The sequence below is a fragment of the Cytobacillus sp. EB106-05-05-XG126 genome (assembly GCF_058791715.1).
Genome location: NZ_JBYTDU010000007.1, coordinates 103,127 through 128,916, shown reverse-complemented (window position 1 = coordinate 128,916; position 25,790 = coordinate 103,127). Strand labels below are relative to the sequence as shown.

Here is a 25,790-nt window from a genome sequence, read left to right as displayed (position 1 = left end):
CTCTATTTTTTTAGCTGCTGACTTTAGCATAAATACAAGTATCTCTAAGCTCTTTTCCATCTGCGCTTAGACTGTCATTAATCAGGATTCCTTCAAGCTTGTACCCCAGCTTTTCGGGAATTCTCCGGCTGTTAATGTTTCTCGGATCACATCTGATTTCCACTCTGTTTGCTTGAAAATGCTCAAAGGCAAACTTCGTCAAGCCTGCAGCAGCTTCAGAAATATAGCCGTTCTTCCGAAACCTCACATCTCCCCAATAGCCAATTTCGAATTTGCGGACATCCCAATCTATGCGATGCAGGCCAGTAGAGCCGACAAATACATCGTCTTCTTTCCTATAAATATGGATACGGAAATCTTCCCTTTGAATAAACTTGGCATAGGAATTGCGGATACCTGACTCAACTTCATCAGCTGCTTGTTCATTCTGTGCAAAAGGAAGCCATTTTTTAAGCTCGGCAGCTGAAGCTGACACAGCTTCATGAACAGTTTTTCCGTCTCCGGGCAAGGCGGGCCTCATATAAAGTCTTTCTGTTTCAATTCTTTCTGGAAACTCTATTAAAATCGGATCCATTTTCTCTAGCGCCCCCAATGATAATTTAAATAATTTTGAAAATTATAGCAAAAAACATATGAATTATTCAAGAACTTTTTTCACAATTGTGAGCAGCACAATTCTTTGTCATACAATTCCCGGACAGGCATACAATTTAATATCCAATTTGTTTTGTCTTAGGAGGAAGAGCAATGAAGAAAAAAATGTACCAGAACGCCGCAGCAGCCCACTTTCGCGAACATTCCTCAATTTACTTATTTGTTATTGTTTTATTTCTGATGGGTGTGATTTTTGGAGCTATCGTTGTAAATAGCTTGAGTTTTACACAAAAAGAAGATTTATTTTATTATCTGTCTCAGTTTTTTGGACAAGTATCAGATGGGCATATTGCAGCAGCGGATGAATTATTCAAACAAAGCTTTTTCCATAATACAAAATTTATAGGATTGATGTGGATCTTGGGAATCTCCATAATTGGACTGCCAGTCATTCTGATACTGTTATTTATGAAAGGCATGGTGGTTGGCTTTACAGTTGGCTTTCTCGTTAATCGAATGGGATGGGAAGGATTTATGCTTTCCTTCGTATCGGTCCTTCCCCAGAACCTGATCATCATACCTATCTTTATAATCGCCGCAACACTGGCTGTGTCTTTCTCTTTAAAGATGATTAGAAGACAATTTATGAAGAAAGCCGGACAGCCCATGATGCCTCTTTTTGGAAGATATATGATTGCTTTTGCTGTGGCCATTCTGTTTCTAATCGCTGCAGCCGGGGTAGAGGCATTTATCTCGCCTGTCTTAATGAAGTCTGTTGTTAGTTCAATCCAATCCTGATAATAATCATTGGAAAAGGCAGAGCTGCAGGCTCTGCCTTTTTGCTGTACGGGAAAAGGATAAAAATTATAATATAGGGTACATATAAAGAGGTTTAAAACTGTTTTAAATGAAATTATAATTACTATTATATTAAATTCATTATCGTTTGTTATTTATAATTATTTTATTTTGAATGTGAACTTATTTCTGTTATAATGAGAATGTTAGTGGCGAGGGAGGGACTTTCGGTATGGAAAGCAGAATTGAAAGAATCAAAAAACAGTTGCATTCATCCAGCTATAAACTAACACCACAGCGAGAGGCAACAGTTCGCGTCCTGTTAGAACACGAAGAGGATCATTTAAGTGCGGAAGATGTCTACCTCCTAGTAAAAGAGAAATCGCCTGAGATAGGCTTGGCAACTGTATATAGAACACTAGAATTGCTGACTGAATTAAAAATTGTCGATAAAATCAACTTCGGTGATGGAGTTTCCCGTTATGACCTGCGTCAGGAAGGGGCAGCCCATTTTCACCACCATTTAGTCTGTATTGAGTGCGGAGCTGTTGATGAAATACAGGAAGATTTGCTTGAAGACGTAGAAGAAGTGGTTGAACGCCGCTGGAACTTCAAAATAAAGGATCACCGCCTTACGTTCCATGGCATCTGCTACCGCTGCCAGGATAAACAAACAGAAACCGAAGCAGATGAAAATTAATATGATTATTGGCAAAGCTTATTCTACATTAGAATAGGCTTTTTATTTTGGGTGTTTTCGAAGGGTTTGTTGCTTTTTGTATCTTATTTACTGAGTTGATTGTAGCGGAAGGTGCGAGATCCTCGAAAATGCATTCGCATTTCTTCATGCGGTGTCCGGGAAGCTTATTCAAAATCCCGCGGTTCGCTGAGCATCCTGAGCGGAAATCAACGGGGAATATTTATTTGAGCTGTTTACACAAAAAGAATAAGTGCCCTGAAGAAACACTATTTATGCAAATTCAGGTATAATTCTTGTCCAAAATGGCATACCTTTTAATAATAGAGAGCTGAATATCTTTCTTTTTTATTAAAAGTTATGGAGGACCAAACCATGAAATCCTGGCTGGGCATGGCTTTTCAGACCATTAAAGTATTTGTGATTTTTACTGGATGCACAATCCTTTTTTATTATGGTATTATGTGGTTAAATGAAGAATACCAGGATTATCACCGCTATGACGAACCAAGGGGAGCGGCTGTTAAGGTGTCAGCGAGCGGAACTGATGAAGATAGGAGCTTGCTGGACCGGTTAATTCTTTTCTACTTAAACGGGGAGTAATGCTATCATATGGATGATCAGATAAAAGACTTTATTCATTATTTACTTGTAGAAAAAGGCCTCGCCAAGAATACAATTATCTCTTATGAAAGAGATTTGAAAAGTTATCTGAAGTATCTCAAGTCGGAAGAGAAGCTTGCAAGCCTTGAGAATGTGCAGCGCATGCAAATTGTCCAATTTCTCGGCTTTTTAAAAAAACAGGGAAAATCCTCAAAAACTCTGGCCCGGCATATAGCCTCCATAAGGGCCTTTCACCAATTTCTGCTCCGCGAAAAAGCAGTTGGCCATGATCCTTCTGTCCATATAGAAACACCGCAAATGGAACGTTCGCTTCCAAAAGTATTAAACATGCAGGAAGTGGAAACTTTATTGGATTTTCCGGAGATTAAGGATCACTTTGGTCTGCGGGATAAAGCCATGCTTGAACTTTTATATGCTACAGGCATTCGTGTAAGTGAACTGATAGGCCTGAACTCAGGTGATGTTCATTTAACGATGGGCTTTGTAAGATGTATTGGCAAAGGGAACAAGGAACGGATTGTGCCTATTGGCAAAACAGCTTCTGAAGCGCTTGAAAGGTATTTAACTGAAGGAAGAGGCAAGTTCGTTTCTAAAAAGTATAGGGATGAAGCTTTATTTTTAAATCATCACGGAAGACGTCTTTCGAGACAGGGATTCTGGAAAATACTGAAGCGGCTGGCCCAGGAGGCAGGGATCGAGAAGGAGCTGACTCCACATACGCTGAGGCATTCATTTGCCACTCATCTGCTGGAAAATGGGGCAGATTTGCGGGCTGTCCAGGAAATGCTTGGACATGCCGATATTTCCACTACGCAAATCTATACGCATGTAACCAAAACACGGCTTAAAGATGTGTACAGTCAATACCATCCGCGTGCTTAAAATAGAAAAAATCAAATGTCATAAAGCTGCCATAAAAATAGGCAGCTTTTTCTTGTCATTTTACCTGTTTATTAGGTAAAATATAGATGTCAGACTTCTGACAAATGAAAGGGCTATCCTTAATATGTTTTAAAATGCGGGAGTGGCGGTATACACCCTGGCTCCAGCAAGACAATCAGTGTTAAATAAACCTAAAAAGGGTACTATACGAATATGATTTTTGTAACCGTATTCAAATAATTAGGAGGTTTTCAAATGTCTGCATATACATATAAGCGCGTTTTTTTAATTGTCATGGATTCAGTGGGAATCGGAGAAGCGCCTGATGCCGATAAGTTTGGTGATAAAGGTGCCGATACGATCGGCCACATCGCAGAAAAAATGAATGGCCTGAAGATGCCGAACATGGGCATACTTGGTCTCAGTAATATCCGCGAAATCAAAGGAATCGAAAAAGCGGATAACCCTATGGCGTTTTACACGAAGATGCAGGAAGCATCAAACGGAAAAGACACAATGACTGGCCATTGGGAAATTATGGGGTTAAATATTCAAACTCCATTTAGAGTTTTTCCTGATGGATTTCCGGAGGAATTGATTTCAGAACTTGAAGCACGCACCGGCAGGAAGATTATTGGAAATAAGCCTGCAAGCGGAACAGAAATCCTGGTTGAACTAGGAGAAGAGCATATGAGAACAGGAGCTTTGATTGTTTATACATCAGCCGATTCAGTTCTGCAGATTGCGGCACATGAAGATATTATTTCAATTGAAGAACAGTATAAAATCTGTAAAATCGCACGAGAGCTGACACTTGATGAAAAATATATGGTAGGCCGTGTGATTGCGCGACCATTCATTGGAGAGCCGGGAAATTTCCAAAGAACATCAAACAGGCATGATTATGCGCTAAAGCCATTTGACCGCACAGTAATGAATGAAATGGCAGATGGCGGACTTGATGTAGTGGCAATTGGGAAAATCTCCGACATTTATGATGGAGAGGGAGTAACTGAGGCCATTCGCACAACATCAAATATGGATGGAATGGATAAGCTGATCGAAACGTTTGATAAAGAATTTACAGGCCTGAGCTTTGTAAATCTGGTGGACTTTGATGCATTATTTGGCCATAGACGTGATCCTGAAGGGTATGGAAAAGCTCTTGAAGAGTTTGATGAACGCCTGCCTGAAGTATTTGAAAAAATGCAGGATGGCGACTTATTAATCATTACGGCAGACCACGGCAATGATCCTGTCCATCATGGCACAGATCATACAAGGGAATACGTCCCGCTTCTTGTTTATTCAAAAGATATGGAAGAAGGAAAAGAGCTTCCGGTTAGTGAAACCTTTGCAGATATAGGAGCGACTATAGCGGATAACTTTAACGTGAAAATGCCTGTCTATGGAAAAAGCTTTTTGAACCAACTGAAATAATTACATTAAAAAAGAAGATGAGGAGATTGAAAATGGATTACAGCAAAATTCAAAACGCAGCTGAATTTCTTAAAAATAAATATACAGGCCAGCCAAAAATTGGGCTGATTTTAGGCTCAGGACTTGGTGTATTGGCAGACGAAATCGAAGAACCGGTTAAAATCCCATACAATGAAATTCCTGATTTTCCTGTATCAACAGTAGAAGGTCATGCAGGACAGCTTGTATTTGGACGCTTGAACGGCATTGAAGTGGTTGCTATGCAAGGCCGGTTCCATTATTACGAAGGATACTCCTTCGATAAGGTAACCTTCCCTGTAAGAGTTATGAATGAGATGGGTGTTGAGAAGCTCATTGTTACGAATGCGGCAGGCGGAGTGAATGAAAGCTATTCTCCAGGGGATTTAATGCTTATTTCAGACCATATCAACAATATGGGCAGCAACCCTTTAATCGGTCCTAATGATTCCCGCATGGGTCCGCGTTTTCCGGATATGTCAGAAGCATATTCCAAAGAATTGAGGAAACTTGCCAGAGGACTATCCGAAAAGCTGAACCTGAAGATTCAGGAAGGAGTATATGTCGGCAATACAGGCCCAACATATGAAACCCCTGCAGAAGTTCGCATGCTGAGAACAATGGGCGGAGATGCAGTCGGGATGTCAACTGTTCCGGAAGTCATTGTGGCACAGCATTCAGGCATGAAGGTCCTTGGAATCTCCTGTATCTCAAACATGGCTGCAGGCATCCTTGACCAGCCCCTTAACCATGAAGAAGTAATCGAAACTACAGAAAAAGTCAAAGCTGACTTCCTTCGTTATGTGAAAGCAATTGTTAAGGAACTTGGTGCCTAAGCTTAGTAATTTTGGCGGTTATGCTGCTAACTTGGTTTAATAACTGAGTTTATTGGAGCGGAGGGTACTTGATCCTCGAAAATACTATCTCATTTTCTTCGTGCGGTGTTCATTCGAGGGAGCTTATTCAATGCCCTGCGGGAGGAGAGGGGTCGGGAGACCCACAGGCGAAGCCGAGGAGGCTCCCGTTCCTCCCCGCGGAAAGCTGTTGAAATCAACGGGCTGACTTTTTAAGCAAAACAACAATCGATTAGACTAAAGCCATAAGAAATGAATAAATGAAAGTGGTGTTTGCTGATGAGAATGGTGGATCTTATTGAAAAGAAAAGAGACGGACTGGAGTTAACGGCAGAAGAAATTCAATTCGTCATTAAAGGATACACAGACGGTTCAATCCCGGATTATCAGGTAAGTGCATTAACAATGGCAATCTTCTTCCAGGGGATGACAGAGAACGAAAGAGCCAACTTAACTATGGCAATGGTAGAATCCGGTGATCAAATCGACTTATCCAAAATAGAAGGAATTAAAGTAGATAAACATTCAACTGGCGGTGTAGGTGATACAACAACACTCGTACTGGGCCCGCTTGTAGCTGCAGTAGGTGTTCCGGTTGCGAAGATGTCAGGGCGCGGCCTTGGACATACAGGCGGAACAATCGACAAGCTTGAGGCTGTTGAAGGATTCCATGTTGAAATAGAGAATGAAGAATTTATTAAGCTTGTTAATCAAAATAAAATTGCAGTCATTGGCCAGAGCGGAAACTTAACGCCTGCAGACAAAAAGTTATATGCACTGCGCGATGTAACAGCTACAGTGGACAGTATTCCTCTGATTGCAAGCTCGATTATGAGCAAAAAAATCGCTGCAGGTGCTGACGCCATTGTCCTTGATGTTAAGACAGGCGCCGGCGCATTTATGAAGACACTTGACGATTCACGTGAATTAGCAAAAGCGATGGTCCGCATTGGAAATAATGTTGGCAGAAACACAATGGCTGTCATCTCAGATATGAGCCAGCCGCTTGGTTATGCCATTGGCAATGCCCTTGAAGTAAAGGAAGCTATCGATACATTAAGAGGCGAAGGACCTGAAGATCTGACTGAGCTTTGCCTGACCCTTGGCAGTCATATGGTTTTCCTTGCGAAAAAAGCGGATTCATTGAAGGAAGCGCGCGAAAAATTAGAGAATGCTATGAAGGACGGTTCAGCTTTAGAAACATTTAAAGTATTCCTAAGCTCACAAGGCGGAGATGCGTCAGTTGTCGATGATCCGCAGAAACTGCCTCAGGCAAAATATACATTTGAATTAGAAGCTAAGCAGGATGGCTATGTTTCTGAGATTGTTGCGGATGAAATTGGAACTGCAGCCATGCTATTGGGAGCAGGAAGAGCAACCAAGGAATCAGAAATTGATCTGGCGGTCGGCCTGATTTTAAGAAAGAAAATCGGCGACCGTGTACAGAAGGGCGAATCTCTCGTCACCATCTGCAGCAATTTCGAAAATGTAGAAGAAGTAAGAGCTATGCTTTATGAAAACATTACACTGTCCACTGAAAAAGTGGAGGCACCAGTATTAATTCATGAAGAAATAACTGAATAAAACTGAATCAAGAAGCCGCCGGGTGTTATCCGGCGGCTTTTTTGCGTGGAGCTGACTGTTTAATTTCTGTTTTAGTCTTACTGAACTGTATAAATTTTCTTTAACTGGAAAAAATGGAGGCTATAAAGAATGGAGGTATTGTGTGATGAAACGACTCGTCTCATTAATGTTAATAGCATTATTAATGGCAACAATCTTTGCTCCTTCCGGGTTTGCAAGAGAAAGCAGCGCAGATTTAGCGGATAATGTGAAGTCCGCAATTCTTATCGAGCGTGATACCGGTTCGGTATTGTATGAAAAAAACAGCGGTGAACAGCTTCCGCCTGCCAGCATGACAAAAGTCATGACCATGCTCTTAATTATGGAAGCGATAGATGAAGGAAAACTGTCATGGGATGAGAAAATCCGGACAAGCGAATATGCGGCATCAATGGGCGGTTCGCAAATCTTCCTGGAGCCAGGTGAAGAAATGACCACCAAGCAAATGCTGCAGGGGATTGCCATTGGTTCCGGCAATGATGCATCCGTTGCAATGGCTGAGAGAATTGCCGGTTCAGAAGAAGCTTTTGTTGAAATGATGAATAAAAAGGCAAAGGAATTAGGGCTGAAAAATACCCAATTCCAAAACCCTACAGGCCTGTCAGCTAAGGAACATTACAGTACTGCACATGATATGGCCATAATGGCCAAAGAGCTTCTTAAATATGAGAAAATAACTGATTATACGGGCACATATGAAGCCTATCTTCGTGAAGACACAGATAAAAAATTCTGGCTGGTCAATACAAATCGCCTTGTGCGTTTTTATCCTGGTGTTGATGGCCTCAAAACCGGCTTTACCTCTGAGGCAAAATACTGTCTGACGGCAACAGCCGAGAAAGACGGAATGCGGGTTATAGCCGTTGTTTTTGGCGCACCGACTTCAAAAGAACGCAATGCCCAAGTGACTAAAATGCTCGACTTTGCATTTAGCCAATATAAGACACACCCAATGTACGAAAGAAATCACGTTCTTGGAAAAGTAGAAGTCAGCAAAGGCGAAAAAAAGATGGTTGAAGCCCTGACCAGTGAACCGATTTCCCTTTTAACTAAAAAAGGTGAAAGCATTAAAGAAATTGAACAGAAGATTACTTTAAATAAAAAAATTAAAGCTCCTGTCCAAAAGGGTGATCAGATCGGAACATTAACTTTGAAAAAGGATGGAAAAGTCTTAGTTGAAAGTCCTTTAGTTGCTAAAGAAGACAGCAGTGAAGCATCATGGTGGACATTGTTTAAACGTTCCATGGGGTTATTTTCAAAAACTGAATAATTTATTTTTGTCGAAAAACATCCCTATGATTATTATTTTTAGCGAAAATACACTAGTTTTGTCTCCAGGAAGGAAATGAAGCTACAGGCATCGAAATTGACTCACTATAAGGGCGGATACCGGAAGTTTATAAGATTCCGGATTATCCTATCCGGAGGAAAAGCATGAGCATTAGCGGCTTTTTCAGTGCGGATACCAGATAAGGAGGCTAAGATAGTGAGTCTTAACATTAATTTGGAAGTAAAGCATGATGTCTTATGTATTCGTTTAAGCGGGGAACTGGACCATCATTCGGCAGATGAACTGCGTGAACAGGCGACAAAGGCGATTGAAGATTATGACATCCATCATATTATATTAAACCTTGAGCAGCTTTCTTTTATGGATAGTTCAGGGCTTGGAGTGATTTTGGGCCGCTACAAACAAATTAAACAGAAGCATGGTGAAATGGTTGTTTGTGCGATTTCTCCAGCAGTGCAGAGACTATTTGATATGTCGGGTTTATTTAAGATAATCCGTTTAGAACCGACAGAAGAAAACGCACTGCAAAGATTGGGGGTTGCCTGAACGATGAAAAATGTGATGAACCTCGAATTCAGTGCGCTTAGCCAAAATGAATCATTCGCCCGTGTCACTGTTGCTGCCTTTATTGCCCAGCTTGATCCGACAATGGACGAACTTACAGAAATTAAAACGGTCGTTTCTGAAGCTGTAACCAACTCCATTATTCATGGCTATGAAAATGATCCTAATGGGGTTGTCTATATTTCTGTCCTGATTGAAGATGGATTTATTGATCTGACCATTAAGGATAAAGGCCTTGGGATTATGGATGTGGAAGAAGCACGGCAGCCATTATTTACAACAAAACCTGAATTGGAAAGATCAGGTATGGGCTTTACCATCATGGAAAATTTCATGGACGAAATTGAAATCAAATCGCAGCCGGGAATAGGCACAGAGATCCGATTAAGGAAGCATTTATCAAATAGTAAAATGCTATGCAATTAAGGGAGTCTTGCTATGGATGTGGAGGTTAAAGCAGAGAAGGGCCAAACCTATTTAAAGGACAATGAAGTCAAGGAGCTAATAAAGCAAAGCCAAAGCGGAGATCAGGGTGCAAGGGACAGAATTGTTCAAAAAAATATGCGTCTTGTCTGGTCTGTCGTTCAGAGATTCTTGAATAGAGGATATGAACCTGATGACCTCTTCCAGATTGGCTGTATCGGCTTATTGAAATCGGTTGATAAGTTTGATCTCAGTTATGATGTAAAGTTTTCGACCTACGCGGTTCCAATGATTATCGGAGAGATCCAAAGGTTTATACGGGATGATGGAACGGTAAAAGTAAGCCGTTCTTTAAAGGAAATGGGCAATAAAATCAGGAAAGCCAAAGACGAGTTATCAAAAACGCTTGGACGCATCCCAACCGTTACAGAGCTTTCCGAGTTCCTGGAAATTTCTCCTGAAGATATTATCCTTGCCCAGGAAGCAAGCAGGATCCCTTCTTCTATACATGAAACAGTATATGAAAACGACGGAGATCCCATTACACTGCTCGATCAGATTGATGATGGAAATGAAGGAAAATGGTTTGATAAAATAGCATTAAAAGAAGCGATCCGTGAATTGGATGAGCGGGAAAGACTGATTGTTTACTTGCGCTACTATAAAGATCAGACTCAATCCGAAGTGGCGGCAAGGCTTGGCATTTCCCAGGTGCAGGTGTCGCGTCTGGAAAAAAAGATACTACAGCAAATGAAAGACCGGATGGATATTTAAATCCATCCGGTCTTTCATTTTTTTGTCTAACAGCCAATTATTGGAGTTCATGAAGCTAATATATGTAACTCATACTAAATATAGACACAAAAGCGAAAAGCTCCAAATAGGCGATCAATTTCGAAGAGGATATCACTTTGTGGGAAGTGAGCATATTGGAAAAAACAGTTTATATTCGCTTGCGGCATCGGCTGCAAATACGGCCCAATCAGAGAATACTGCTGAAAGATATTGCACAGGTCATTGCCGATGATGACATTTACGAAAAGCTTTGTGCACTTCCGCTTTATCAAGTAAGCGAGCAGGACCGGAATATTGTGGTAATTGATGTTATGAAGGTAATTAGGAGCATAACCCGGATATTTTCAAACATTGAAGTCCAGTCGATCGGGCCTGCTCAAGCGATAGTTGAGGTTGTTACAAAGAAGCGTAAAGTATCATTTCCTCTATTTCTGCTGGTTTGGCTGCTTCTGTTCATAGGTGCTGCCCTCGCCATTATGAATTTTCATGAAGACGTGAGCATGCAGGCTGTACAGCTTAGAATTTACACTCTCATAACCGGGGAAGTGGACAGCAGGCCTCTCATTTTTCAAATCCCCTATTCGATTGGCCTGGGGCTTGGCATGATCATTTTCTTTAACCATGTTTTTAAGAAGCGGCTGAACGAGGAGCCAAGCCCACTGGAAGTAGAAATGTTCAATTATCAGCTTGATCTTGATAACTATGTTGCGTTGAAAGAAAACAAGGAGAGTATGAAGTATCTTGATGACCATTAATGTTGTCCTGGTAATGATCATAGGATTTTCAGGCGGGCTCGCTGTTGGTTCTGGTTTTGTTGCTTTCCTGGCTGTTTTGGGCATTATCCCAAGGCTTACCCAGTTGAGCAAAACGATGAAGATGATCCATTATTATGAAGCTGCAGTTATAATGGGGGCTTTGGCTGGTGCACTGGCAACTTTATGGAATCCGGTTTTCCACCTGACAGCCCTGTTACTAATACCCATTGGGCTTGCTTCGGGCATATTTATTGGCATGCTGGCAGCTGCTTTAACTGAAGTGCTGAATGTTTTTCCAATCCTTGCGAAAAGAATCGGAGTGGATGGGAAAATTGCGATTTTATTAATGGCATTTGTATTTGGAAAGGTGTTCGGATCACTGTTTCAATGGATTTATTTTGTAAATAAATAAGCAATCGGCTGAGCATATTTAAAAATGAGGATTCGGAAAGGAAAAACCGCTATGGATGAACGGAGGCACGTCATTCTTATAACAGATGGAGACGATTTTGCAAGGAAGACAGTTGAGTTTGTTGCTCAGGAAATTGGGGGAAGATGTTTATCCTTGTCGCATGGAAATCCTTCAATCTTAACCGGTCAGCAAATCGTCAAGCTGATAAAAAAAGTCTCCCACGATCCTGTGCTGGTCATGTTTGATGACAGCGGGTTTATCGGGGAGGGAGCTGGGGAGAATGCGCTGAAATATGTTGCGTGCCATAGGGATATCGATGTTCTGGGAATCATAGCTGTTGCCTCAAAAACAAGACAGGCTGAATGGACAAAAGTAGATGTATGTATTGATAATAATGGCGAATTAACCCCCTACGGAGTTGATAAGTTTGGAGTTCCCGAGATGGAAACAGGCAGAATCAATGGTGATACCGTTTATTGTCTTGATCAGCTGGATGTCCCGATAATCGTGGGGATTGGCGATATCGGGAAGATGTCCAAAAAAGATCATTATGAATTAGGATCACCAATTACTAAAAAGGCAGTAGAACTTGTATTGGAAAGGAGCGGCTATTATGGCACAAAGCAAGACGAAGGAAGATAAGACACCCATTTTTGAATCTGTACATGAAATTGAAAAATATATGAAAAAAAGAGTCGGTCTGGGAGATAGCTTCGATCTAGGTGTCAGAAAGCTAACGATATTAAGGAAAGATGTGCATTTCTATTATATTAATGGATTAACGGATACAAGTTTCATTATTGCCATCATTGAGGGACTGGTTGGGATCAATGACAGTGAAAAACTTTCCGCTAATCTATTTAAAATCATTGAAAACAGACTGAGGCATCAATCAATTGAGCACATTAAAACAATGGATGAGCTGGTCGATCAGGTGCTTTCAGGCCTAATTGTAGTTGTGGGCGAGGGAGAGGGAGAAGGGCTTGTCATCGATGTCAGAAGCTATCCCGGCAGAACTCCTCAGGAGCCGGATACTGAAAAAGTTGTCCGCGGATCAAGAGATGGCTATGTAGAAAATATTATAGTAAACACTGCCTTAACCCGCAGAAGAATTAGGGATGAAAGACTCCGGTTTGAAATAATGCGCGTAGGAGAAAGGTCAAAAACAGATGTTGCCATCGGGTATATTAAAGATGTTGCCAATAAAGATTTAGTTGATTTAATTAGAAAAGAAATAAAGGCAATTGAAATAGATGGAATTACCATGGCTGATAAAACAGTTGAAGAATTTATATTGAAACAGGGATACAATCCTTTCCCGCTGGTCCGGTATACGGAAAGGGCCGATGTGGCAGCAGCCCATTTGCTTGAGGGGCATGTTATTGTATTCGTTGATACTTCACCAAGTGTCATTATAACACCTACTACTTATTTTCATCATTTACAGCATGCGGAAGAATACAGGCAATCGCCAGCTGTCGGCACATTTCTCCGCTGGATTCGTTTCTTAGGCTTAATGGCATCGATTGTGCTGCTTCCGCTTTGGTTTTTGTTCGTTTTGGAGCCTTCACTCCTGCCTGAAAGAATTGCGTTTGTCGGTCCTAATGAAGAAACGAATATTCCTGTCATTGTCCAGCTGTTCCTTGCCGATGTCGGGATTGAATTTCTAAGGATTGCCGCTATTCATACGCCAACTCCGCTTTCAACCGCAATGGGTTTGATCGCAGCAGTACTTATCGGGCAAATTGCTATTGATGTTGGTTTGTTTGTGCCCGAGGTCATCTTGTATGTAGCGCTTGCAGCAATCGGAACATTTGCAACGCCGAGCTATGAATTGAGTATTGCCAATAAGATTGTAAGACTTGGCCTGCTTATTGCTGTCGCGATTTTCCATACACCAGGCTTGGTAGTAGGGCTTACACTGACCATTCTTCTGCTTGCAAGCATCAAATCATTAAACACACCATATCTTTGGCCGTTTATTCCATTCAGCCCGGTGGCTTTAACCCAAATCCTGATTCGCCGTTCGATGCCGGGCTCTAAAATACGGCCAAGCATTGTCCAGACTAAAAATCGTTACAAGCAGCCTGTAAAATAAGAAATACGCGTAATGCCGATTGCTAAGATACACGAAATATGGTAAAGTTTTTTTAATTAAATAAAGGATTAAAGGAAACAGAATAGACAGTCTCTTGGGATGCTGTCTATTTCTTTCATAAATTGATCAGTCTCGGGGGGCAATGACACCCGAGGAAAAGGAAGAGGGGGAACCATGTTTTTTCACGGCACCATGAAGGCAAATGACAAAGGGCATCTTGAAATTGGCGGTATGGATACAGTCGAACTCGCCGGTCAATTTGGAACACCTTTATACGTATATGATGTGGCATTAATAAGAGATAGAGCAAGGGGATTTAAGGAAACTTTCGAAAAGCTTGGAATAGAAGCACAAGTTGCATATGCGAGCAAAGCTTTCTCAACAGTAGCAATGGTTCAGCTTGTAGATGAAGAAGGACTATCATTGGATGTGGTATCAGGCGGAGAGTTATACACTGCTCTTGCTGCAGATTTTCCATCTGAAAGAATCCATTTTCACGGGAACAATAAGAGCAGAGAAGAACTTGAGATGGCTCTAAAGAATCATGTCGGCTGTATTGTTGTCGATAATTTTTATGAGCTGGAATTATTAGAGGAAATCTGTGAATCTCTTGCGGTTAAAACTAAAATTTTACTGAGGGTCACGCCAGGAATCGAGGCACATACCCATGACTATATCTTAACCGGTCAGGAAGATTCAAAGTTTGGGTTTGACCTGCAGAATGGTCAGGCTGAAAAGGCTCTGCTAATAGCTCTAAATTCAAGCTGGATTGAAACGCTTGGACTGCACTGTCATATCGGCTCTCAGATTTTCGATACAACAGGCTTCATTTTGGCTGCCAAGAAAATTTTTGAGAAGATGGCAGAATGGAAAGAAAAACATGCATATGAACCTAAAGTGCTTAACTTAGGCGGAGGTTTTGGAATCCGCTATACAGAAGAAGATGATCCGATTCATGCATCTAAATATGTTGAAGAAATTATCCTGGAAGTAAAAAAACAGGCTAAGCATTTTTCCATGAAGATGCCGGAAATTTGGATTGAGCCGGGGCGTTCCCTAGTGGGAGATGCCGGAACAACTTTATACCAGACTGGGTCACGCAAAGAGGTTCCAAATGTAAGAAATTATCTCGCTGTGGATGGCGGCATGAGTGATAATATCAGGCCGGCCCTTTATCAGGCTAAGTATGAAGCGGTATTGGCAAACCGGGTATTGGATAAGCCGGAAGAGACAGTATCAATTGCCGGAAAATGCTGTGAATCAGGCGATATGCTTATTTGGGATTTGCCTCTTCCAAAAGCAGGTGATCAGGACCTCCTGGCTGTTTTCTGTACAGGCGCATACGGTTATTCCATGGCAAACAATTATAATCGAATCCCAAGGCCTCCTGTAGTTTTTATTGAAAATGGAGAGGCTAAGCTTGTTGTTAAAAGGGAAACATACGAGGATCTATTAAGATTGGATCTGCCCATTAATGAAAAAATAAAAAATTAAGCTGCCCCTAAGGCAGCTTAATTTTTTTAAGAAAAGAAGGCTTTAATCGCATCTATTGCACTAGTGAAAAAACGTTTTAGGCTTTCTAAAAATCCCTGGCCTTCTTCACTTTCAAGGTACTTGGAAATTTTGTCTTTTGCCTGGTTAAGCTGTTCACCGACCTGATTCCAATCGATATCAAGCTCTTTCAGCTTGTTAAATAAATCTATTAAGCTTAGAATCTCCTGTTCGGTAAGAGTGATGCCAAGGTCCTTTGCTGCATTTTCGATAATTGTTCTGAGTTCTGCATCGGTTTCAGGTGAATTTTTGGCAATTTCCTCTTTGATTTTGGTAATTAAAGCAGCTGCATTCTCGTTTCCAACCGAATCGCCAAGCTTTGCTGTTTCCACCATTTCTTCATTTGCCGCCTGTTTTACATCTTCAGGGATCGTTTTTTCAGCTGAAATTTCATATGCCTTAATAATGCCTGTTAAAGCAGCTGTTCCAGAAACATTTGCAGGTGCTGTAATATAAATTTTTGCATCTTTTACACCTGCGGTAATCAAAGCATTAATGTACATTTCATCAGTGACCCAGTTAATATTCTTAGTCTCGACTTCAAGGCCGGAGCCTTGTTTTGCTACTGTGACTGCTGAAGAAGATATCGCTCTTGTTCCTATAAGAGCCTTAGAGATATAATTTCCAAGATACTGATGTTCTTCCTCATTTGAAACAGTAATGATGGTCGCATCTTTTGGAGCTTTCATTTCAGCCAGAAGCATATTTTTTTGTTCTTCTGATAGATTCTCACCTAAAGTGACAATTACATCACCTTCCGCCATATCTGCAAATGCCTGTATCGGCAAAATAAATAATAGCGACATTATGAATAGTAATAGCATTTTATTCCATTTCATGCGGTTACCTCCCGGAGTAAAAATAGGGAAGCCATTTGTGCCCGTTCTGCGGCTCGCTTAATGGCTTCCTGTAAATAGACGATTCCTTCTGCGAAAAAGTTTCAACTCTCCTCTAACAGAAACCTTAGCTCAAAATGCCTATTTCAGCAAGCAGAATGGAATTATGAGAAAGAATAGTGTAAAATGAATGATAGTTTGTAAGTCATAGGATTTATATATAAATGGGGGCAGTAAGGAAATATGAAAAAAAGCAATTGGCTTCTTTTTATAATATTGCTTGTGTTAAGCATCGGATGGGGACTTGTTTACTGGTTCTTTATAGTATAGGCTTTGCCGAAGGCGTCAAGGTAATGAATTAGCCGGTTTTATTCGAAAATAGCAACATTCAGCATGAATACATATACTGTTATGAAAAGTTTACAAACATTAAAATATGGGAAAAATAGTTTATGATGTTTTTATTCAAATAATGAGGGATTAATATGCTAATTCGATATAAAAAGTCATTTGAAAAAATTGCAATGGGTCTTTTATCTTTCATGCCTAATGAAAAAGACTTGAAAAGGCTGCAGCAGACGATGAAGCAATATGAATCAGAAGAAAATCGGCAGCTGTTTTTGTGGAAGGAAGGCGAAGATATCATTGGACTGGTCGGCGTTACTTCAAGTGATCAGACAATGGAGATTCAGCATATCTCTGTTAACCCGTCACACCGGCATCAAGGCATTGGCAAAACAATGATAAAAGCATTGGATGAACTATATCCTGGGAAAACTTTAACTGCAACCGATGAAACCGAATCTTTTCTAAGCAAATGTGATGTTAATTAACAAAAGCGGAAGTGCCTGCACAAACCCGCACCCGGTCAGCTTAACCGCTATCGGGGTTCAGCAATATGCTTTGCTACATGGAAAAGGCAGCGAATAAATTATTCCTGCCTTTTTTTCCGGTTCAGGGCATAAAGTCTTTCTTTAATAACCATGGTTCTATCTCTTCTTTTATGGCGGTGCACAATATCTTTATCTGGTAAATTGCTGTCAAAGCACCAGGAAAATCCTTTGGATGCGCAGAACTTCATACATTCTTCCTTAAGTAAGGGATCTATAATTGGCAAGTTAACGCTGGAGTAATGTCCGCCTTTTTGAATCAGTAGAAGCCTGTTCTTAAGATCCTTTATCAATTGACCTGTTTCCAGACCCAGTGCCTGTATCTCTTCAGCTCTGCTCTCCAAAATGACGATTCCTTTGCGGAGGGTTCGTTCAGCACCATTTAAATTCTTTCTGCGATGATGATAAAAAGAAACTGCCATAAGAATTAATCCGACCCATGCAGACTTTTTATTGTTTGGGTCCGTACTCTTCCAATATTCCTCCAGTAACTCGTGACATTCAAAATAATCTCGGTCACCATGAAAATGGACCAGGAACTCAATATATTTATCAGGATACATACTTTCACTCCTTGACAATTCTTACTTCATTTTACCACAGCACAATCGATTAACAGAAAAATAAAAACCCGGCGCTTAACCGGGCTTTAACAGCTGATAAATCTGAACATATATATTGGTGATTTTGGTTTCTAACAGGACAGCCTTGTCTATCGGCAAATGTGCAGAATCTGCTTAATAAACAAGGAGGTTTAGAAGAACCAGGAAGCTCCGACAATAATTAATAGGATGAACAGAACGACAATTAAAGCAAACCCGGTTCCGCAATCTCCAAATCCAGTATTAGACATATAAAATACCTCCTGTATCTTTATTTCCCTACATCGTATGTAGGCAATTGCCTTATTGATTGGGCGGTTCAAAAAAATCACGAATGAAGCAGGGGCATTGCTGACAGGGTTATTTTTCTATTGGATAACATCCATGAATAATCTATACTAGTTATAGCCTTTTGGCATTTAAGGGAATTTATATTAGGAAAATTTGGTGGGTATTTTATGCAATATGATCATTATAACGTCAAAATAGATGCTTTCGAGGGGCCTCTGGATCTTCTTCTTCATCTTATTAACAGGCTGGAAATTGATATCTATGACATTCCTGTATCAGAAATTACCGAGCAGTACCTCATTTATATACATACAATGAAGGAGCTTCAGCTTGACGTAGCAAGCGAATATCTTGTAATGGCCGCAACGCTTCTGGCAATTAAAAGCAAAATGCTGCTGCCAAAGCATGATGAGGAAGAGCTCGAGGATGAATTTGGAATGGAAATGGAAGAAGACCCCAGAGATGAACTTGTAGAACGGCTGATTGAATACCGTAAATATAAGGAAGCTGCAGAGGAGCTTAAGGAGCGGGAACAGGATAGAAGTTTAATGTATACAAAGCCGCCTGCAGACCTTTCGGAATATGTGAATGAAACACAGCAGGAAAAAGCTGATTTGAATGTAAGTCTTTATGATATGCTTGGCGCTTTGCAAAAGTTATTAAGAAGGAAGAAACTGCAAAGGCCGCTTTCTGCAAAAGTTGCCCGCCAGGAGATTCCCATTGAGAAGCGGATGTCTGAAATTGTGGAACAGTTAAGAAGTGTAAAAGGCAGGAAAAAATTCACCGATCTTTTTCCGGTATCGGACAGAGAGCATATAGTAGTAACTTTCCTGGCGGTACTGGAGTTAATCAAGCGAAAAGAAATTCAGGTCGAGCAGGACAAAAATTTCTCTGATATTTTTGTAGCTTCCATGGAAGGAGGAAAATAGTGTGGAGATCGTTAATTGGAAGGGGATAGCCGAAAGCCTCCTGTTTGCAGCTGGTGATGAAGGCTTGTCTCTTAAGCAAATTGCCCATGTGCTGGAGGTGGAAGAGAATCAGGCCCGTGAAATAATGGACAGTCTTATGGAAGACTACAATACTGGCAGCCGCGGAATAATGGCTGTTGAATTGGCGGGGACTTTTCAGCTGGTTACGAAAAAAGAGTTTTCCCCATACCTGAAGAAGCTGGTAGAGTCTCCTTCTGCCGCTTCCCTTTCTCAGGCGGCACTCGAGACGCTCGCAATTATTGCTTACAGACAGCCCATTACAAGGACAGAAATTGAGGAAATTAGAGGAGTCAAGACAGAGAGACCTCTTCATACATTGTCTGCTAAAGCCTTGATTAAAGAAGTTGGACGGGCAGATGGAACAGGGCGTGCCTATTTGTATGGAACGACTAAAGAGTTCCTTGATTATTTTGGCCTTAAAAGCATAGAAGAGCTTCCGCCACTCCCGGATAAGATCAGTGAAGAAGAGGATTCATTACAGGAAGAGGCTGATTTATTCTTTGAAAAGTTCCAGGAGCTCGATTCTTGAGTTTTCTGACACATTACATAGGAAGTGTGGTAAAATAGATTTAAATTTTTCCCTTTCCTTTTAATACATATTAATCTTGTAAACCATCGGGAAATAGGAGGGTTTTGCTTGCTGATTAAACATTGCAGGGGATATGAGCTTGAAAAAGAAAAGCCAAACACCTCGGAAGATTTTTTTAACAGAAGTGAGATTGTGTTCGAAGAAGATGGACAGGAGAAGACTTTTCATGTTTTATACGTCCGTTTCTTTGATGAATCCATGAATGAGTTCACACCATATGAACAGGATCCAGTCTTTAAGGCTGGTTCTAGAGAAGTTCAGTTCAAGGATATTGTTGCTCTTTCATGTTTATTGAAGAATCCGGGTTTTAGACATCGCAAACGAATTTATCTTAATTCAAAGGCTGATTTTGCATCCTATTTTCAGGATCTGGACTTTTCCAAGCTTCCCTCCATTTTTGAAGCGCTGGAGAGTAAAAAATCCTATGACCTGCGATCACCTTTAGATTTCATTGTTCAACCGCAACAATAGCCAGTTTATAATAATGGGGGTGTAATGGATGGGGAATTCAATAGTTAAATCACAGATGGAAGATGTGAAAAATTTCCTCGGTAATAGCGTTGCCGCATTTGAAGATTTCTTAAATAATACAACAATAAAAGATCTTGAAGCAGAACAACAAGGGAATGTGAATTATTATAAAAGTATCCTCTCACATGTTAGAAAACTGCTTGTATATTGTGAAGAAGGACTTGATGCCAGCACAATCATATTAAAAAGTGACCCTTTCCAAAAAGGGGCAGCCGAAAAGACGTTATACCGGATTTACCATCAGTGCATTGAAGAGTTTTTTTCTCCGAAAAATGATGCATGGTTTGAGAATAGCCGTTCAGCATATACAGGAAAAAACTCAATCCAGTTTCATGATGAAGTTCCGGACAGCCTCAAATCAATGTTCAGGCAGCTGGAAGGAGAGTTCCAAAGGGTTCGTGAGGAACTTGAATATTACGAAACTGATTATCGGACAAAAATGATTCAATCAAAATAGCATTGGAAGTGGAGAACAGCGGGCAGCTGTTCTTTTTTTTCTGGCACGTTATAGGGAGCTTTCCATTTTCATTGGAAAACGTACAAACTTTCACTCATACAAATAGAAAGTGAGCTATTTATGGAAGCGAGTGAGGGGATTATATGAGTAAAATGGAAGATTACATTAAGGACGTTACAAAATGGAACAAAGAGCTAAGAGATTTTTTAGACTCGGAGGATGTTGAACAAAACGATGAATTGTGGCAGAGGCTGGATCATTTTACCGATATTATAGATGGAATAAACGGCCCACTGGATATAGAAGCTTTGGAAAAGCTGCAGAAACAAGTGGACTCTCTTCATTCTGATATGGAGAATTACTTTTCCAATAGACAGCAGCTTGGAAATATCTATATGAATGAAACGTACATTTCTGCGGGAAAGCATATTTTACCCCCGCTTCCTTACGATTACAGCGCACTTGAACCGCATATCTCAGGGGAAATTATGAGGCTGCATCATGATAAGCATCATCAATCATATGTAGATGGCTTGAACAAAGCAGAGGTAATGCTCCAAAAAGCAAGGAATAATAATGATTACAGCCTCGTAAAACACTGGTCCCGCGAGCTGGCCTTTCATGGTTCCGGTCATTATTTGCATACGGTCTTCTGGAATAATATGAGTCCTGAAGGCGGTGGGAAACCTTCCGGTGCACTCCTGAAGGAAATGAACAAATACTTTGAGAGCTTTGAGAAATTCAAAAGCCACTTCACTGAAGCAGCCAAGCAGGTAGAAGGAGTGGGCTGGGCAATCCTGGTGTGGTCTCCAAGAGCGCGCAGGCTCGAAATACTTCAATCGGAAAGGCATATGCTTTTAACCCAGTGGGATACAATCCCTCTGCTTGCTTTGGATGTATGGGAACATGCTTATTATCTGCAATATAAAAATAACCGTGGTGACTATATTAAAAATTGGTGGAATGTTGTCAACTGGAAGGATGTAGAAAACAGGTATTTAAAAGCATCTGAATTAAAATGGAAGCCTTTCTAAATAGGAGCAGAAATAAGCAAGAGGGGAGTACTAAGCGTATTCCCCTGTTTTTTGATGTACAAGCCGTTTCCAAATCCACAATACAAGTCAAACATAATAGTCATATCACTACTTGTCCTGCATAAACTTGTACAAATAAATGAAAACATGCGACTCCTCCTTTTGGGGAGATCATGTATTTCGCTCAATCTGACATCCACAAAGGAGACGGGGTTTTGTGCAATGAAAATGTTTAGCAGGCTGATGGCCATATCTTTGGTCACCGCGTTGATGATGATGAATTTCCCTCAGAAGACAGAGGCTTCAGTTTCAGTAAGTGCCCGGAGCGCAATATTAATGGAACAGGATTCTGGCCGTATCCTTTACCAGAAAGAAGCAAATGAAATGAGGAGAATAGCAAGCATTACAAAAATCATGACGGCAATTCTGGCCATAGAATCCGGAAAAATGGACGATATGGTTAAAGTAAGTGATCGTGCTGTCAGAGCGGAAGGGTCATCGATATATCTAAAGGCAGGAGAAAAAATAAAGCTTGAAGATCTGGTTTACGGGCTAATGCTTCGTTCAGGCAATGACTCTGCAGTCGCAATCGCAGAACATGTTGGCGGAAGCCTTGAAGGATTTGGCTTTTTAATGAATAAGAAAGCTGAAGAAATCGGCATGAAGAATACCCATTTTGCAAACCCCCATGGTCTGGATGATCATGAAGACCATTATTCGACTGCTTATGATATGGCTCTGCTGACCAGGTATGCAATGAATAATGAGAGCTACCAAAAGATTGCAGGAACAAAGGTTCACCGTGCACCAAACCCGAATGAAAGCTGGGACAGGGTGTGGAAAAATAAAAATAGGCTCCTGACCGAATTATATGAGTATTGCACAGGGGGGAAAACAGGATATACAAAAAGGGCGAAGAGAACTCTTGTAACAACAGCATCGAAAGGCAGTCTTAATTTGATTGCAGTCACCTTAAATGGGCCAGATGATTGGAATGACCATATAAATATGTATGAAACAGCTTTTAGAACCTTTGATTCTGTGGAAGTCATGCCTGAGGGAATTATATCGGATATTGATGATGAATTTTATAAAGGCAGGGTTTATATAAAGCATTCATACAATTATCCTGTTACCAAAGAAGAGAAAAACAACTTTAAAATTGATATAAAGCTGCTGAAGCCTGAATCAGAATGGGATGACGGCAGGACAACACCTGACGTGGTCGGTCAGGCAACTGTGTATTTTGAAGACCAGCAAATTAAAAAGCTCCCAATCTATTATAAGCATGATGAGGTAAAAGAGGATAAGTCGCTATTAGACTACTTTAAGGGTCTTTTCACCTCAATTGCAGGAGTGAAGACAAATGGTTAATATCATTTGGGTGATGCTTACAGCTATAGGCTTAGTTTTTGCTATGATAAACGGCACCATAAATGAAGTGAACGAAGCCATTTTCAATGGTGCAAGAGAAGCGGTCACGTTGTGCATCGGTCTAATCAGCATTCTTGTTTTTTGGCTGGGAATGATGAAAATTGCCGAGGACGCAGGCCTGCTGAATAAGCTTGCTTCCTTATTCAGGCCAATTGTGAAAAAACTTTTTCCGGAAGTGCCCGGTGACCACCCGGCAATGGGATATATGCTATCGAACATGATGGCCAATATGTTCGGTCTCGGAAACGCAGCTACCCCTCTTGGCATAAAAGCAATGGAAGAGCTGAAAAGATTGAATGGGGGTAAGAATGAAGCAAGCCGTTCTATGATAACCTTTTTGGCCATCAACACTTCAAGTCTGACCTTAATTCCTACAACCGTGATTGCCATACGGATGAATTATAATTCTGCCTCGCCCACCGATATCGTAGGTCCTACCTTAGTGGCTACATTCTGCTCTACATTGGCCGCAATAATGATTGACCGTTATTTCTATTACCGAAGAACGCGAAAAGGATGAGGTTAGGATGGAGATTGTTTCAGCTGTTTCCCTTTGGTTAATTCCTATTTTAATAGGCTTTATATTAATATATGGAACATTTAAGAAAGTTCCTACCTATGAAAGCTTTACTGAAGGCGGAAAAGAAGGAATAAAAATTGCTGTATCCATTATTCCTTTTCTTGTCGGGATGCTTGTAGCCATATCGGTTTTCAGGGCTTCCGGTGCCCTGGAGTATTTTATGAATCTGATCAGGCCTGGACTGGAGGCAATTGGAGTGCCTCCTGATATCGTACCCTTGGCTATCATTCGCCCGATCTCAGGAACTGCAGCACTGGGAATGACCAGTGACTTAATTGCTGTCCATGGTCCGGACTCCTTCATAGGCAGGCTTGCCTCAGTACTGCAGGGCAGCACAGATACAACTTTTTATGTCCTGACGGTCTACTTTGGAGCAGTGGGAATCAAAAAAATGGGAGATGCACTTAAAGTCGGGCTGCTGGCCGATTTGGCAGGCATCATAGCATCCATTGTGATCGTAACACTTGTTTTTGGCAGTATGTAACCATTAAAGAAATGATCCGGAACAAAAGATACCTGAGTGTGGGTATCTTTTTTATTTTACTTTCAAATCTCAACTTTCAGTAATTACAGTTTATTACTTACCTAAGCTGTTTTGGCAATGGTTTGCTTTGAAAACTTGACGAATTATGTCATAATTCATTAGGAGTGAAAAAGTATGAAGTATTGTTAATAAAACTTTGAGGTGACATAAATGGAAAGATTGCAGAAAGTTATTGCCCATGCAGGGGTTGCTTCGCGAAGGAAAGCTGAAGAGCTAATGGCTGAAGGACGTGTAAGGGTTAACGGAAAAGCAGTAAAGGAACTGGGTGTTAAGGTCTCTCCTTCTGACCGCATAGAAGTGGATGGGATACCGCTGGAGAGAGAGGAGCCTGTTTATTTTCTTCTCTATAAACCAAGAGGAGTCATTTCAGCCGTCTCAGATGACAAGGGCAGAAAAGTCGTCACGGATTTCTTTGAGGGAATCAAACAAAGAATATACCCTGTTGGAAGACTGGATTACGATACATCCGGAATCCTCATTCTTACCAATGACGGGGAGTTTGCAAATCTTTTAATGCACCCAAGCAATGAGATTGAAAAAGTCTATGTTGCCAAGTTGAAAGGCATTCCTTCAAAAGAAAAAATGAAGAGCCTTCAAAGAGGCATCGTGCTTGAAGATGGAAAAACAGCACCTGCCAAAACCAAGCTGTTATCAATGGATAAGAAAAAACAGACAGCTATTGTGGAAATCAGCATTCATGAAGGACGCAACCGCCAGGTTAGGAGGATGTTCGAAGCCATTGGACATCCTGTTCTGAAACTGAAGAGGGAGAGATATGGGTTCCTAACTCTGCAGGGATTATCAGCGGGGGATGCAAGAGAACTTACTGCCCATGAAGTTAAGCAGCTTCGGACACTCGCGATGAAGAAGAAATAGTCAGCTTTTAGAAAAATTCATAGAAGTGTCACAGTTACGCTAATTTGTAAACAATATAGGTATGATGAAAAATGCTATAATAGTAAACAGCTATGAGGCAAAAATCTTTTCCATATGTTACATATAAATTTGTTAAGGTACGGTCTTTTGGCCTGATTAGGATGCCTTAGGAGGGGAAGTTTTTTATGAAAAAGCAGCGTCTGGTAATGAGAACAGTCATATTGCTTGTCCTTGGTGCTGCCGTGGCATATACGCTATACGCAAATTTTACGAAAGATAAAATTCAAAAGGTTGCTGTTGGGGAAAAGGCACCTGATTTTGTTCTGACAGATATGGATGGCAATAAACACAGGCTATCCGATTATGAAGGCCAGGGTGTTTTCCTGAATTTCTGGGGTACATGGTGCAAACCCTGTGAGAAAGAAATGCCATATATGAACAATCAATATGAGCAATTTAAAGATGAGGGTGTTCAGGTTTTGGCTGTTAATGTCGGCGAGACAGATTTAGCAGTAAATAAATTTTCTGAGCGTTACGATCTGGCTTTCCCGATTGTAATTGATAAGGATAGCCAAGTCCAATCTGCTTACGGAATTAATCCTCTTCCTGCCACTTTTCTCATTGATAAAGATGGAAAAGTTGTCAAGTATATTACAGGCGAGATGACGGAAGAAACGATCAAGAACTATATGGAACAGATTAAACCATAAGTTACGGG

31 protein-coding genes are annotated in these 25,790 nt (G+C 40.8%); 27 read left to right on the top strand and 4 right to left on the bottom strand.

The features are described from left to right. Window positions 1–10: 10 nt before the first annotated feature. A complete protein-coding gene (locus tag AC3WTL_RS18825) occupies window positions 11–574 on the bottom strand; it encodes a GNAT family N-acetyltransferase (RefSeq protein WP_492369872.1) in 564 nt (187 codons plus the stop codon). Between the two features lie 173 nt (window positions 575–747). On the opposite strand from AC3WTL_RS18825, the gene spoIIM reads away from it, so the two are divergent. The 16 genes from spoIIM to lysA all read left to right on the top strand — a co-directional run bounded on the left by spoIIM (window position 748) and on the right by lysA (window position 15,362). Continuing rightward, entirely contained in the window at window positions 748–1,392 is a 645-nt protein-coding gene (gene spoIIM, locus AC3WTL_RS18820; RefSeq protein ID WP_492369871.1) for a stage II sporulation protein M, read from the top strand. A gap of 232 nt (window positions 1,393–1,624) precedes the next feature. Further along, complete coding sequence (gene fur, locus AC3WTL_RS18815) at window positions 1,625–2,092, top strand: ferric iron uptake transcriptional regulator (protein WP_048008103.1); 468 nt, start codon at window positions 1,625–1,627, stop codon at window positions 2,090–2,092. A gap of 372 nt (window positions 2,093–2,464) precedes the next feature. Further along, complete coding sequence (locus tag AC3WTL_RS18810; RefSeq protein ID WP_035330067.1) at window positions 2,465–2,692, top strand: YqzK family protein; 228 nt, start codon at window positions 2,465–2,467, stop codon at window positions 2,690–2,692. Window positions 2,693–2,701: 9 nt separating this feature from the next. Next, entirely contained in the window at window positions 2,702–3,595 is an 894-nt protein-coding gene (gene xerD / locus AC3WTL_RS18805) for a site-specific tyrosine recombinase XerD (protein ID WP_252219350.1), read from the top strand. Window positions 3,596–3,850: 255 nt separating this feature from the next. Then, window positions 3,851–5,035, top strand: a complete 1,185-nt coding sequence (deoB, locus tag AC3WTL_RS18800) for a phosphopentomutase (RefSeq protein ID WP_197247591.1) — start codon at window positions 3,851–3,853, stop codon at window positions 5,033–5,035. Between the two features lie 32 nt (window positions 5,036–5,067). Continuing rightward, window positions 5,068–5,889, top strand: coding sequence for a purine-nucleoside phosphorylase (locus AC3WTL_RS18795; protein WP_197213607.1), 822 nt, complete (start codon window positions 5,068–5,070; stop codon window positions 5,887–5,889). Between the two features lie 297 nt (window positions 5,890–6,186). Continuing rightward, window positions 6,187–7,491 (top strand): pyrimidine-nucleoside phosphorylase, encoded by a 1,305-nt coding sequence (locus tag AC3WTL_RS18790; protein ID WP_248348508.1) that lies wholly within the window; start codon window positions 6,187–6,189, stop codon window positions 7,489–7,491. A 145-nt stretch (window positions 7,492–7,636) separates the two neighbouring features. After that, window positions 7,637–8,800, top strand: a complete 1,164-nt coding sequence (locus AC3WTL_RS18785) for a D-alanyl-D-alanine carboxypeptidase family protein (RefSeq protein WP_248348511.1) — start codon at window positions 7,637–7,639, stop codon at window positions 8,798–8,800. Between the two features lie 216 nt (window positions 8,801–9,016). Continuing rightward, on the top strand, window positions 9,017–9,367 hold the full coding sequence (gene spoIIAA / locus AC3WTL_RS18780) for an anti-sigma F factor antagonist (RefSeq protein ID WP_197213613.1): 351 nt from the start codon (window positions 9,017–9,019) through the stop codon (window positions 9,365–9,367). A gap of 3 nt (window positions 9,368–9,370) precedes the next feature. Continuing rightward, a complete protein-coding gene (spoIIAB, locus tag AC3WTL_RS18775) occupies window positions 9,371–9,811 on the top strand; it encodes an anti-sigma F factor (protein WP_035330074.1) in 441 nt (146 codons plus the stop codon). A gap of 12 nt (window positions 9,812–9,823) precedes the next feature. Next, window positions 9,824–10,582, top strand: coding sequence for an RNA polymerase sporulation sigma factor SigF (gene sigF, locus AC3WTL_RS18770; protein ID WP_076258142.1), 759 nt, complete (start codon window positions 9,824–9,826; stop codon window positions 10,580–10,582). Window positions 10,583–10,737: 155 nt separating this feature from the next. Further along, complete coding sequence (locus AC3WTL_RS18765) at window positions 10,738–11,358, top strand: stage V sporulation protein AA (protein ID WP_197247595.1); 621 nt, start codon at window positions 10,738–10,740, stop codon at window positions 11,356–11,358. Next, window positions 11,348–11,770: a stage V sporulation protein AB gene (locus tag AC3WTL_RS18760; RefSeq protein ID WP_197213970.1), complete on the top strand. Its 423-nt coding sequence runs from the start codon at window positions 11,348–11,350 to the stop codon at window positions 11,768–11,770. Before AC3WTL_RS18765 ends, AC3WTL_RS18760 begins: the two co-directional genes overlap by 11 nt. A 51-nt stretch (window positions 11,771–11,821) precedes the next feature. After that, window positions 11,822–12,412: a stage V sporulation protein SpoVABEA gene (gene spoVAEA, locus AC3WTL_RS18755; RefSeq protein WP_492369870.1), complete on the top strand. Its 591-nt coding sequence runs from the start codon at window positions 11,822–11,824 to the stop codon at window positions 12,410–12,412. Continuing rightward, a complete protein-coding gene (locus tag AC3WTL_RS18750) occupies window positions 12,384–13,868 on the top strand; it encodes a spore germination protein (RefSeq protein WP_197213624.1) in 1,485 nt (494 codons plus the stop codon). Before spoVAEA ends, AC3WTL_RS18750 begins: the two co-directional genes overlap by 29 nt. 174 nt (window positions 13,869–14,042) lie before the next feature. Continuing rightward, window positions 14,043–15,362: a diaminopimelate decarboxylase gene (lysA, locus tag AC3WTL_RS18745; protein ID WP_197213626.1), complete on the top strand. Its 1,320-nt coding sequence runs from the start codon at window positions 14,043–14,045 to the stop codon at window positions 15,360–15,362. Between the two features lie 26 nt (window positions 15,363–15,388). On the opposite strand, the gene AC3WTL_RS18740 is transcribed toward lysA, so the two are convergent. Continuing rightward, window positions 15,389–16,258: a DUF1002 domain-containing protein gene (locus AC3WTL_RS18740; protein WP_197213628.1), complete on the bottom strand. Its 870-nt coding sequence runs from the start codon at window positions 16,256–16,258 to the stop codon at window positions 15,389–15,391. A 482-nt stretch (window positions 16,259–16,740) separates the two neighbouring features. Between AC3WTL_RS18740 and AC3WTL_RS18735 the strand changes: the two genes are divergently transcribed. Then, the gene (locus AC3WTL_RS18735) at window positions 16,741–17,088 is read left to right on the top strand and encodes a GNAT family N-acetyltransferase (RefSeq protein ID WP_035330083.1); all 348 of its coding nucleotides are present in this window, start codon (window positions 16,741–16,743) and stop codon (window positions 17,086–17,088) included. A gap of 98 nt (window positions 17,089–17,186) precedes the next feature. Here the strand turns inward: AC3WTL_RS18735 and AC3WTL_RS18730 are convergent, their stop codons facing one another. Both AC3WTL_RS18730 and AC3WTL_RS18725 read right to left on the bottom strand, forming a co-directional pair. Beyond that, window positions 17,187–17,708 (bottom strand): DUF309 domain-containing protein, encoded by a 522-nt coding sequence (locus AC3WTL_RS18730; protein ID WP_492369869.1) that lies wholly within the window; start codon window positions 17,706–17,708, stop codon window positions 17,187–17,189. 191 nt (window positions 17,709–17,899) lie between these two features. Beyond that, a complete protein-coding gene (locus AC3WTL_RS18725) occupies window positions 17,900–17,998 on the bottom strand; it encodes a YjcZ family sporulation protein (protein WP_076258148.1) in 99 nt (32 codons plus the stop codon). Between the two features lie 207 nt (window positions 17,999–18,205). Here AC3WTL_RS18725 and AC3WTL_RS18720 point away from each other — a divergent pair, with 207 nt between their 5' ends. The 10 genes from AC3WTL_RS18720 to resA all read left to right on the top strand — a co-directional run bounded on the left by AC3WTL_RS18720 (window position 18,206) and on the right by resA (window position 25,782). Further along, on the top strand, window positions 18,206–18,967 hold the full coding sequence (locus tag AC3WTL_RS18720; RefSeq protein WP_048008117.1) for a segregation/condensation protein A: 762 nt from the start codon (window positions 18,206–18,208) through the stop codon (window positions 18,965–18,967). Window position 18,968: 1 nt separating this feature from the next. Further along, entirely contained in the window at window positions 18,969–19,556 is a 588-nt protein-coding gene (gene scpB, locus AC3WTL_RS18715) for an SMC-Scp complex subunit ScpB (RefSeq protein ID WP_095244736.1), read from the top strand. Between the two features lie 108 nt (window positions 19,557–19,664). After that, window positions 19,665–20,087: a hypothetical protein gene (locus AC3WTL_RS18710; RefSeq protein WP_197213634.1), complete on the top strand. Its 423-nt coding sequence runs from the start codon at window positions 19,665–19,667 to the stop codon at window positions 20,085–20,087. Between the two features lie 28 nt (window positions 20,088–20,115). Next, the gene (locus AC3WTL_RS18705; RefSeq protein WP_197247599.1) at window positions 20,116–20,604 is read left to right on the top strand and encodes a YpuI family protein; all 489 of its coding nucleotides are present in this window, start codon (window positions 20,116–20,118) and stop codon (window positions 20,602–20,604) included. Window positions 20,605–20,747: 143 nt separating this feature from the next. Beyond that, entirely contained in the window at window positions 20,748–21,638 is an 891-nt protein-coding gene (locus AC3WTL_RS18700) for a superoxide dismutase (RefSeq protein WP_248348523.1), read from the top strand. A gap of 222 nt (window positions 21,639–21,860) precedes the next feature. Further along, window positions 21,861–23,012, top strand: coding sequence for a D-alanyl-D-alanine carboxypeptidase family protein (locus AC3WTL_RS18695; RefSeq protein ID WP_222497838.1), 1,152 nt, complete (start codon window positions 21,861–21,863; stop codon window positions 23,010–23,012). Next, entirely contained in the window at window positions 23,005–23,592 is a 588-nt protein-coding gene (locus AC3WTL_RS18690) for a nucleoside recognition domain-containing protein (RefSeq protein WP_222497840.1), read from the top strand. The genes AC3WTL_RS18695 and AC3WTL_RS18690 overlap by 8 nt, the downstream gene beginning before the upstream one ends. 7 nt (window positions 23,593–23,599) lie before the next feature. Next, window positions 23,600–24,136, top strand: a complete 537-nt coding sequence (locus tag AC3WTL_RS18685) for a spore maturation protein (RefSeq protein WP_048008123.1) — start codon at window positions 23,600–23,602, stop codon at window positions 24,134–24,136. A 210-nt stretch (window positions 24,137–24,346) separates the two neighbouring features. Next, on the top strand, window positions 24,347–25,072 hold the full coding sequence (rluB, locus tag AC3WTL_RS18680; protein ID WP_222497842.1) for a 23S rRNA pseudouridine(2605) synthase RluB: 726 nt from the start codon (window positions 24,347–24,349) through the stop codon (window positions 25,070–25,072). Window positions 25,073–25,257: 185 nt separating this feature from the next. Beyond that, a complete protein-coding gene (resA, locus tag AC3WTL_RS18675) occupies window positions 25,258–25,782 on the top strand; it encodes a thiol-disulfide oxidoreductase ResA (RefSeq protein ID WP_222497844.1) in 525 nt (174 codons plus the stop codon). The last annotated feature ends 8 nt before the right edge of the window (window positions 25,783–25,790 follow it).

Excerpts from the sequence above, each read along its gene's own strand:
- AC3WTL_RS18825 (WP_492369872.1), bottom strand. The coding sequence starts at position 574 with ATGGATCCGATTTTAATAGAGTTTCCAGAAAGAATTGAAACAGAAAGA.
- spoIIM (WP_492369871.1), top strand. The coding sequence starts at position 748 with ATGAAGAAAAAAATGTACCAGAACGCCGCAGCAGCCCACTTTCGCGAA.
- fur (WP_048008103.1), top strand. The coding sequence starts at position 1,625 with ATGGAAAGCAGAATTGAAAGAATCAAAAAACAGTTGCATTCATCCAGC.
- AC3WTL_RS18810 (WP_035330067.1), top strand. The coding sequence starts at position 2,465 with ATGAAATCCTGGCTGGGCATGGCTTTTCAGACCATTAAAGTATTTGTG.
- xerD (WP_252219350.1), top strand. The coding sequence starts at position 2,702 with ATGGATGATCAGATAAAAGACTTTATTCATTATTTACTTGTAGAAAAA.
- deoB (WP_197247591.1), top strand. The coding sequence starts at position 3,851 with ATGTCTGCATATACATATAAGCGCGTTTTTTTAATTGTCATGGATTCA.
- AC3WTL_RS18795 (WP_197213607.1), top strand. The coding sequence starts at position 5,068 with ATGGATTACAGCAAAATTCAAAACGCAGCTGAATTTCTTAAAAATAAA.
- AC3WTL_RS18790 (WP_248348508.1), top strand. The coding sequence starts at position 6,187 with ATGAGAATGGTGGATCTTATTGAAAAGAAAAGAGACGGACTGGAGTTA.
- AC3WTL_RS18785 (WP_248348511.1), top strand. The coding sequence starts at position 7,637 with ATGAAACGACTCGTCTCATTAATGTTAATAGCATTATTAATGGCAACA.
- spoIIAB (WP_035330074.1), top strand. The coding sequence starts at position 9,371 with ATGAAAAATGTGATGAACCTCGAATTCAGTGCGCTTAGCCAAAATGAA.
- sigF (WP_076258142.1), top strand. The coding sequence starts at position 9,824 with ATGGATGTGGAGGTTAAAGCAGAGAAGGGCCAAACCTATTTAAAGGAC.
- AC3WTL_RS18760 (WP_197213970.1), top strand. The coding sequence starts at position 11,348 with ATGACCATTAATGTTGTCCTGGTAATGATCATAGGATTTTCAGGCGGG.
- spoVAEA (WP_492369870.1), top strand. The coding sequence starts at position 11,822 with ATGGATGAACGGAGGCACGTCATTCTTATAACAGATGGAGACGATTTT.
- AC3WTL_RS18750 (WP_197213624.1), top strand. The coding sequence starts at position 12,384 with ATGGCACAAAGCAAGACGAAGGAAGATAAGACACCCATTTTTGAATCT.
- lysA (WP_197213626.1), top strand. The coding sequence starts at position 14,043 with ATGTTTTTTCACGGCACCATGAAGGCAAATGACAAAGGGCATCTTGAA.
- AC3WTL_RS18740 (WP_197213628.1), bottom strand. The coding sequence starts at position 16,258 with ATGAAATGGAATAAAATGCTATTACTATTCATAATGTCGCTATTATTT.
- AC3WTL_RS18735 (WP_035330083.1), top strand. The coding sequence starts at position 16,741 with ATGCTAATTCGATATAAAAAGTCATTTGAAAAAATTGCAATGGGTCTT.
- AC3WTL_RS18730 (WP_492369869.1), bottom strand. The coding sequence starts at position 17,708 with ATGTATCCTGATAAATATATTGAGTTCCTGGTCCATTTTCATGGTGAC.
- AC3WTL_RS18725 (WP_076258148.1), bottom strand. The coding sequence starts at position 17,998 with ATGTCTAATACTGGATTTGGAGATTGCGGAACCGGGTTTGCTTTAATT.
- AC3WTL_RS18720 (WP_048008117.1), top strand. The coding sequence starts at position 18,206 with ATGCAATATGATCATTATAACGTCAAAATAGATGCTTTCGAGGGGCCT.
- AC3WTL_RS18705 (WP_197247599.1), top strand. The coding sequence starts at position 20,116 with ATGGGGAATTCAATAGTTAAATCACAGATGGAAGATGTGAAAAATTTC.
- AC3WTL_RS18700 (WP_248348523.1), top strand. The coding sequence starts at position 20,748 with ATGAGTAAAATGGAAGATTACATTAAGGACGTTACAAAATGGAACAAA.
- AC3WTL_RS18695 (WP_222497838.1), top strand. The coding sequence starts at position 21,861 with ATGAAAATGTTTAGCAGGCTGATGGCCATATCTTTGGTCACCGCGTTG.
- AC3WTL_RS18690 (WP_222497840.1), top strand. The coding sequence starts at position 23,005 with ATGGTTAATATCATTTGGGTGATGCTTACAGCTATAGGCTTAGTTTTT.
- AC3WTL_RS18685 (WP_048008123.1), top strand. The coding sequence starts at position 23,600 with ATGGAGATTGTTTCAGCTGTTTCCCTTTGGTTAATTCCTATTTTAATA.
- rluB (WP_222497842.1), top strand. The coding sequence starts at position 24,347 with ATGGAAAGATTGCAGAAAGTTATTGCCCATGCAGGGGTTGCTTCGCGA.
- resA (WP_222497844.1), top strand. The coding sequence starts at position 25,258 with ATGAAAAAGCAGCGTCTGGTAATGAGAACAGTCATATTGCTTGTCCTT.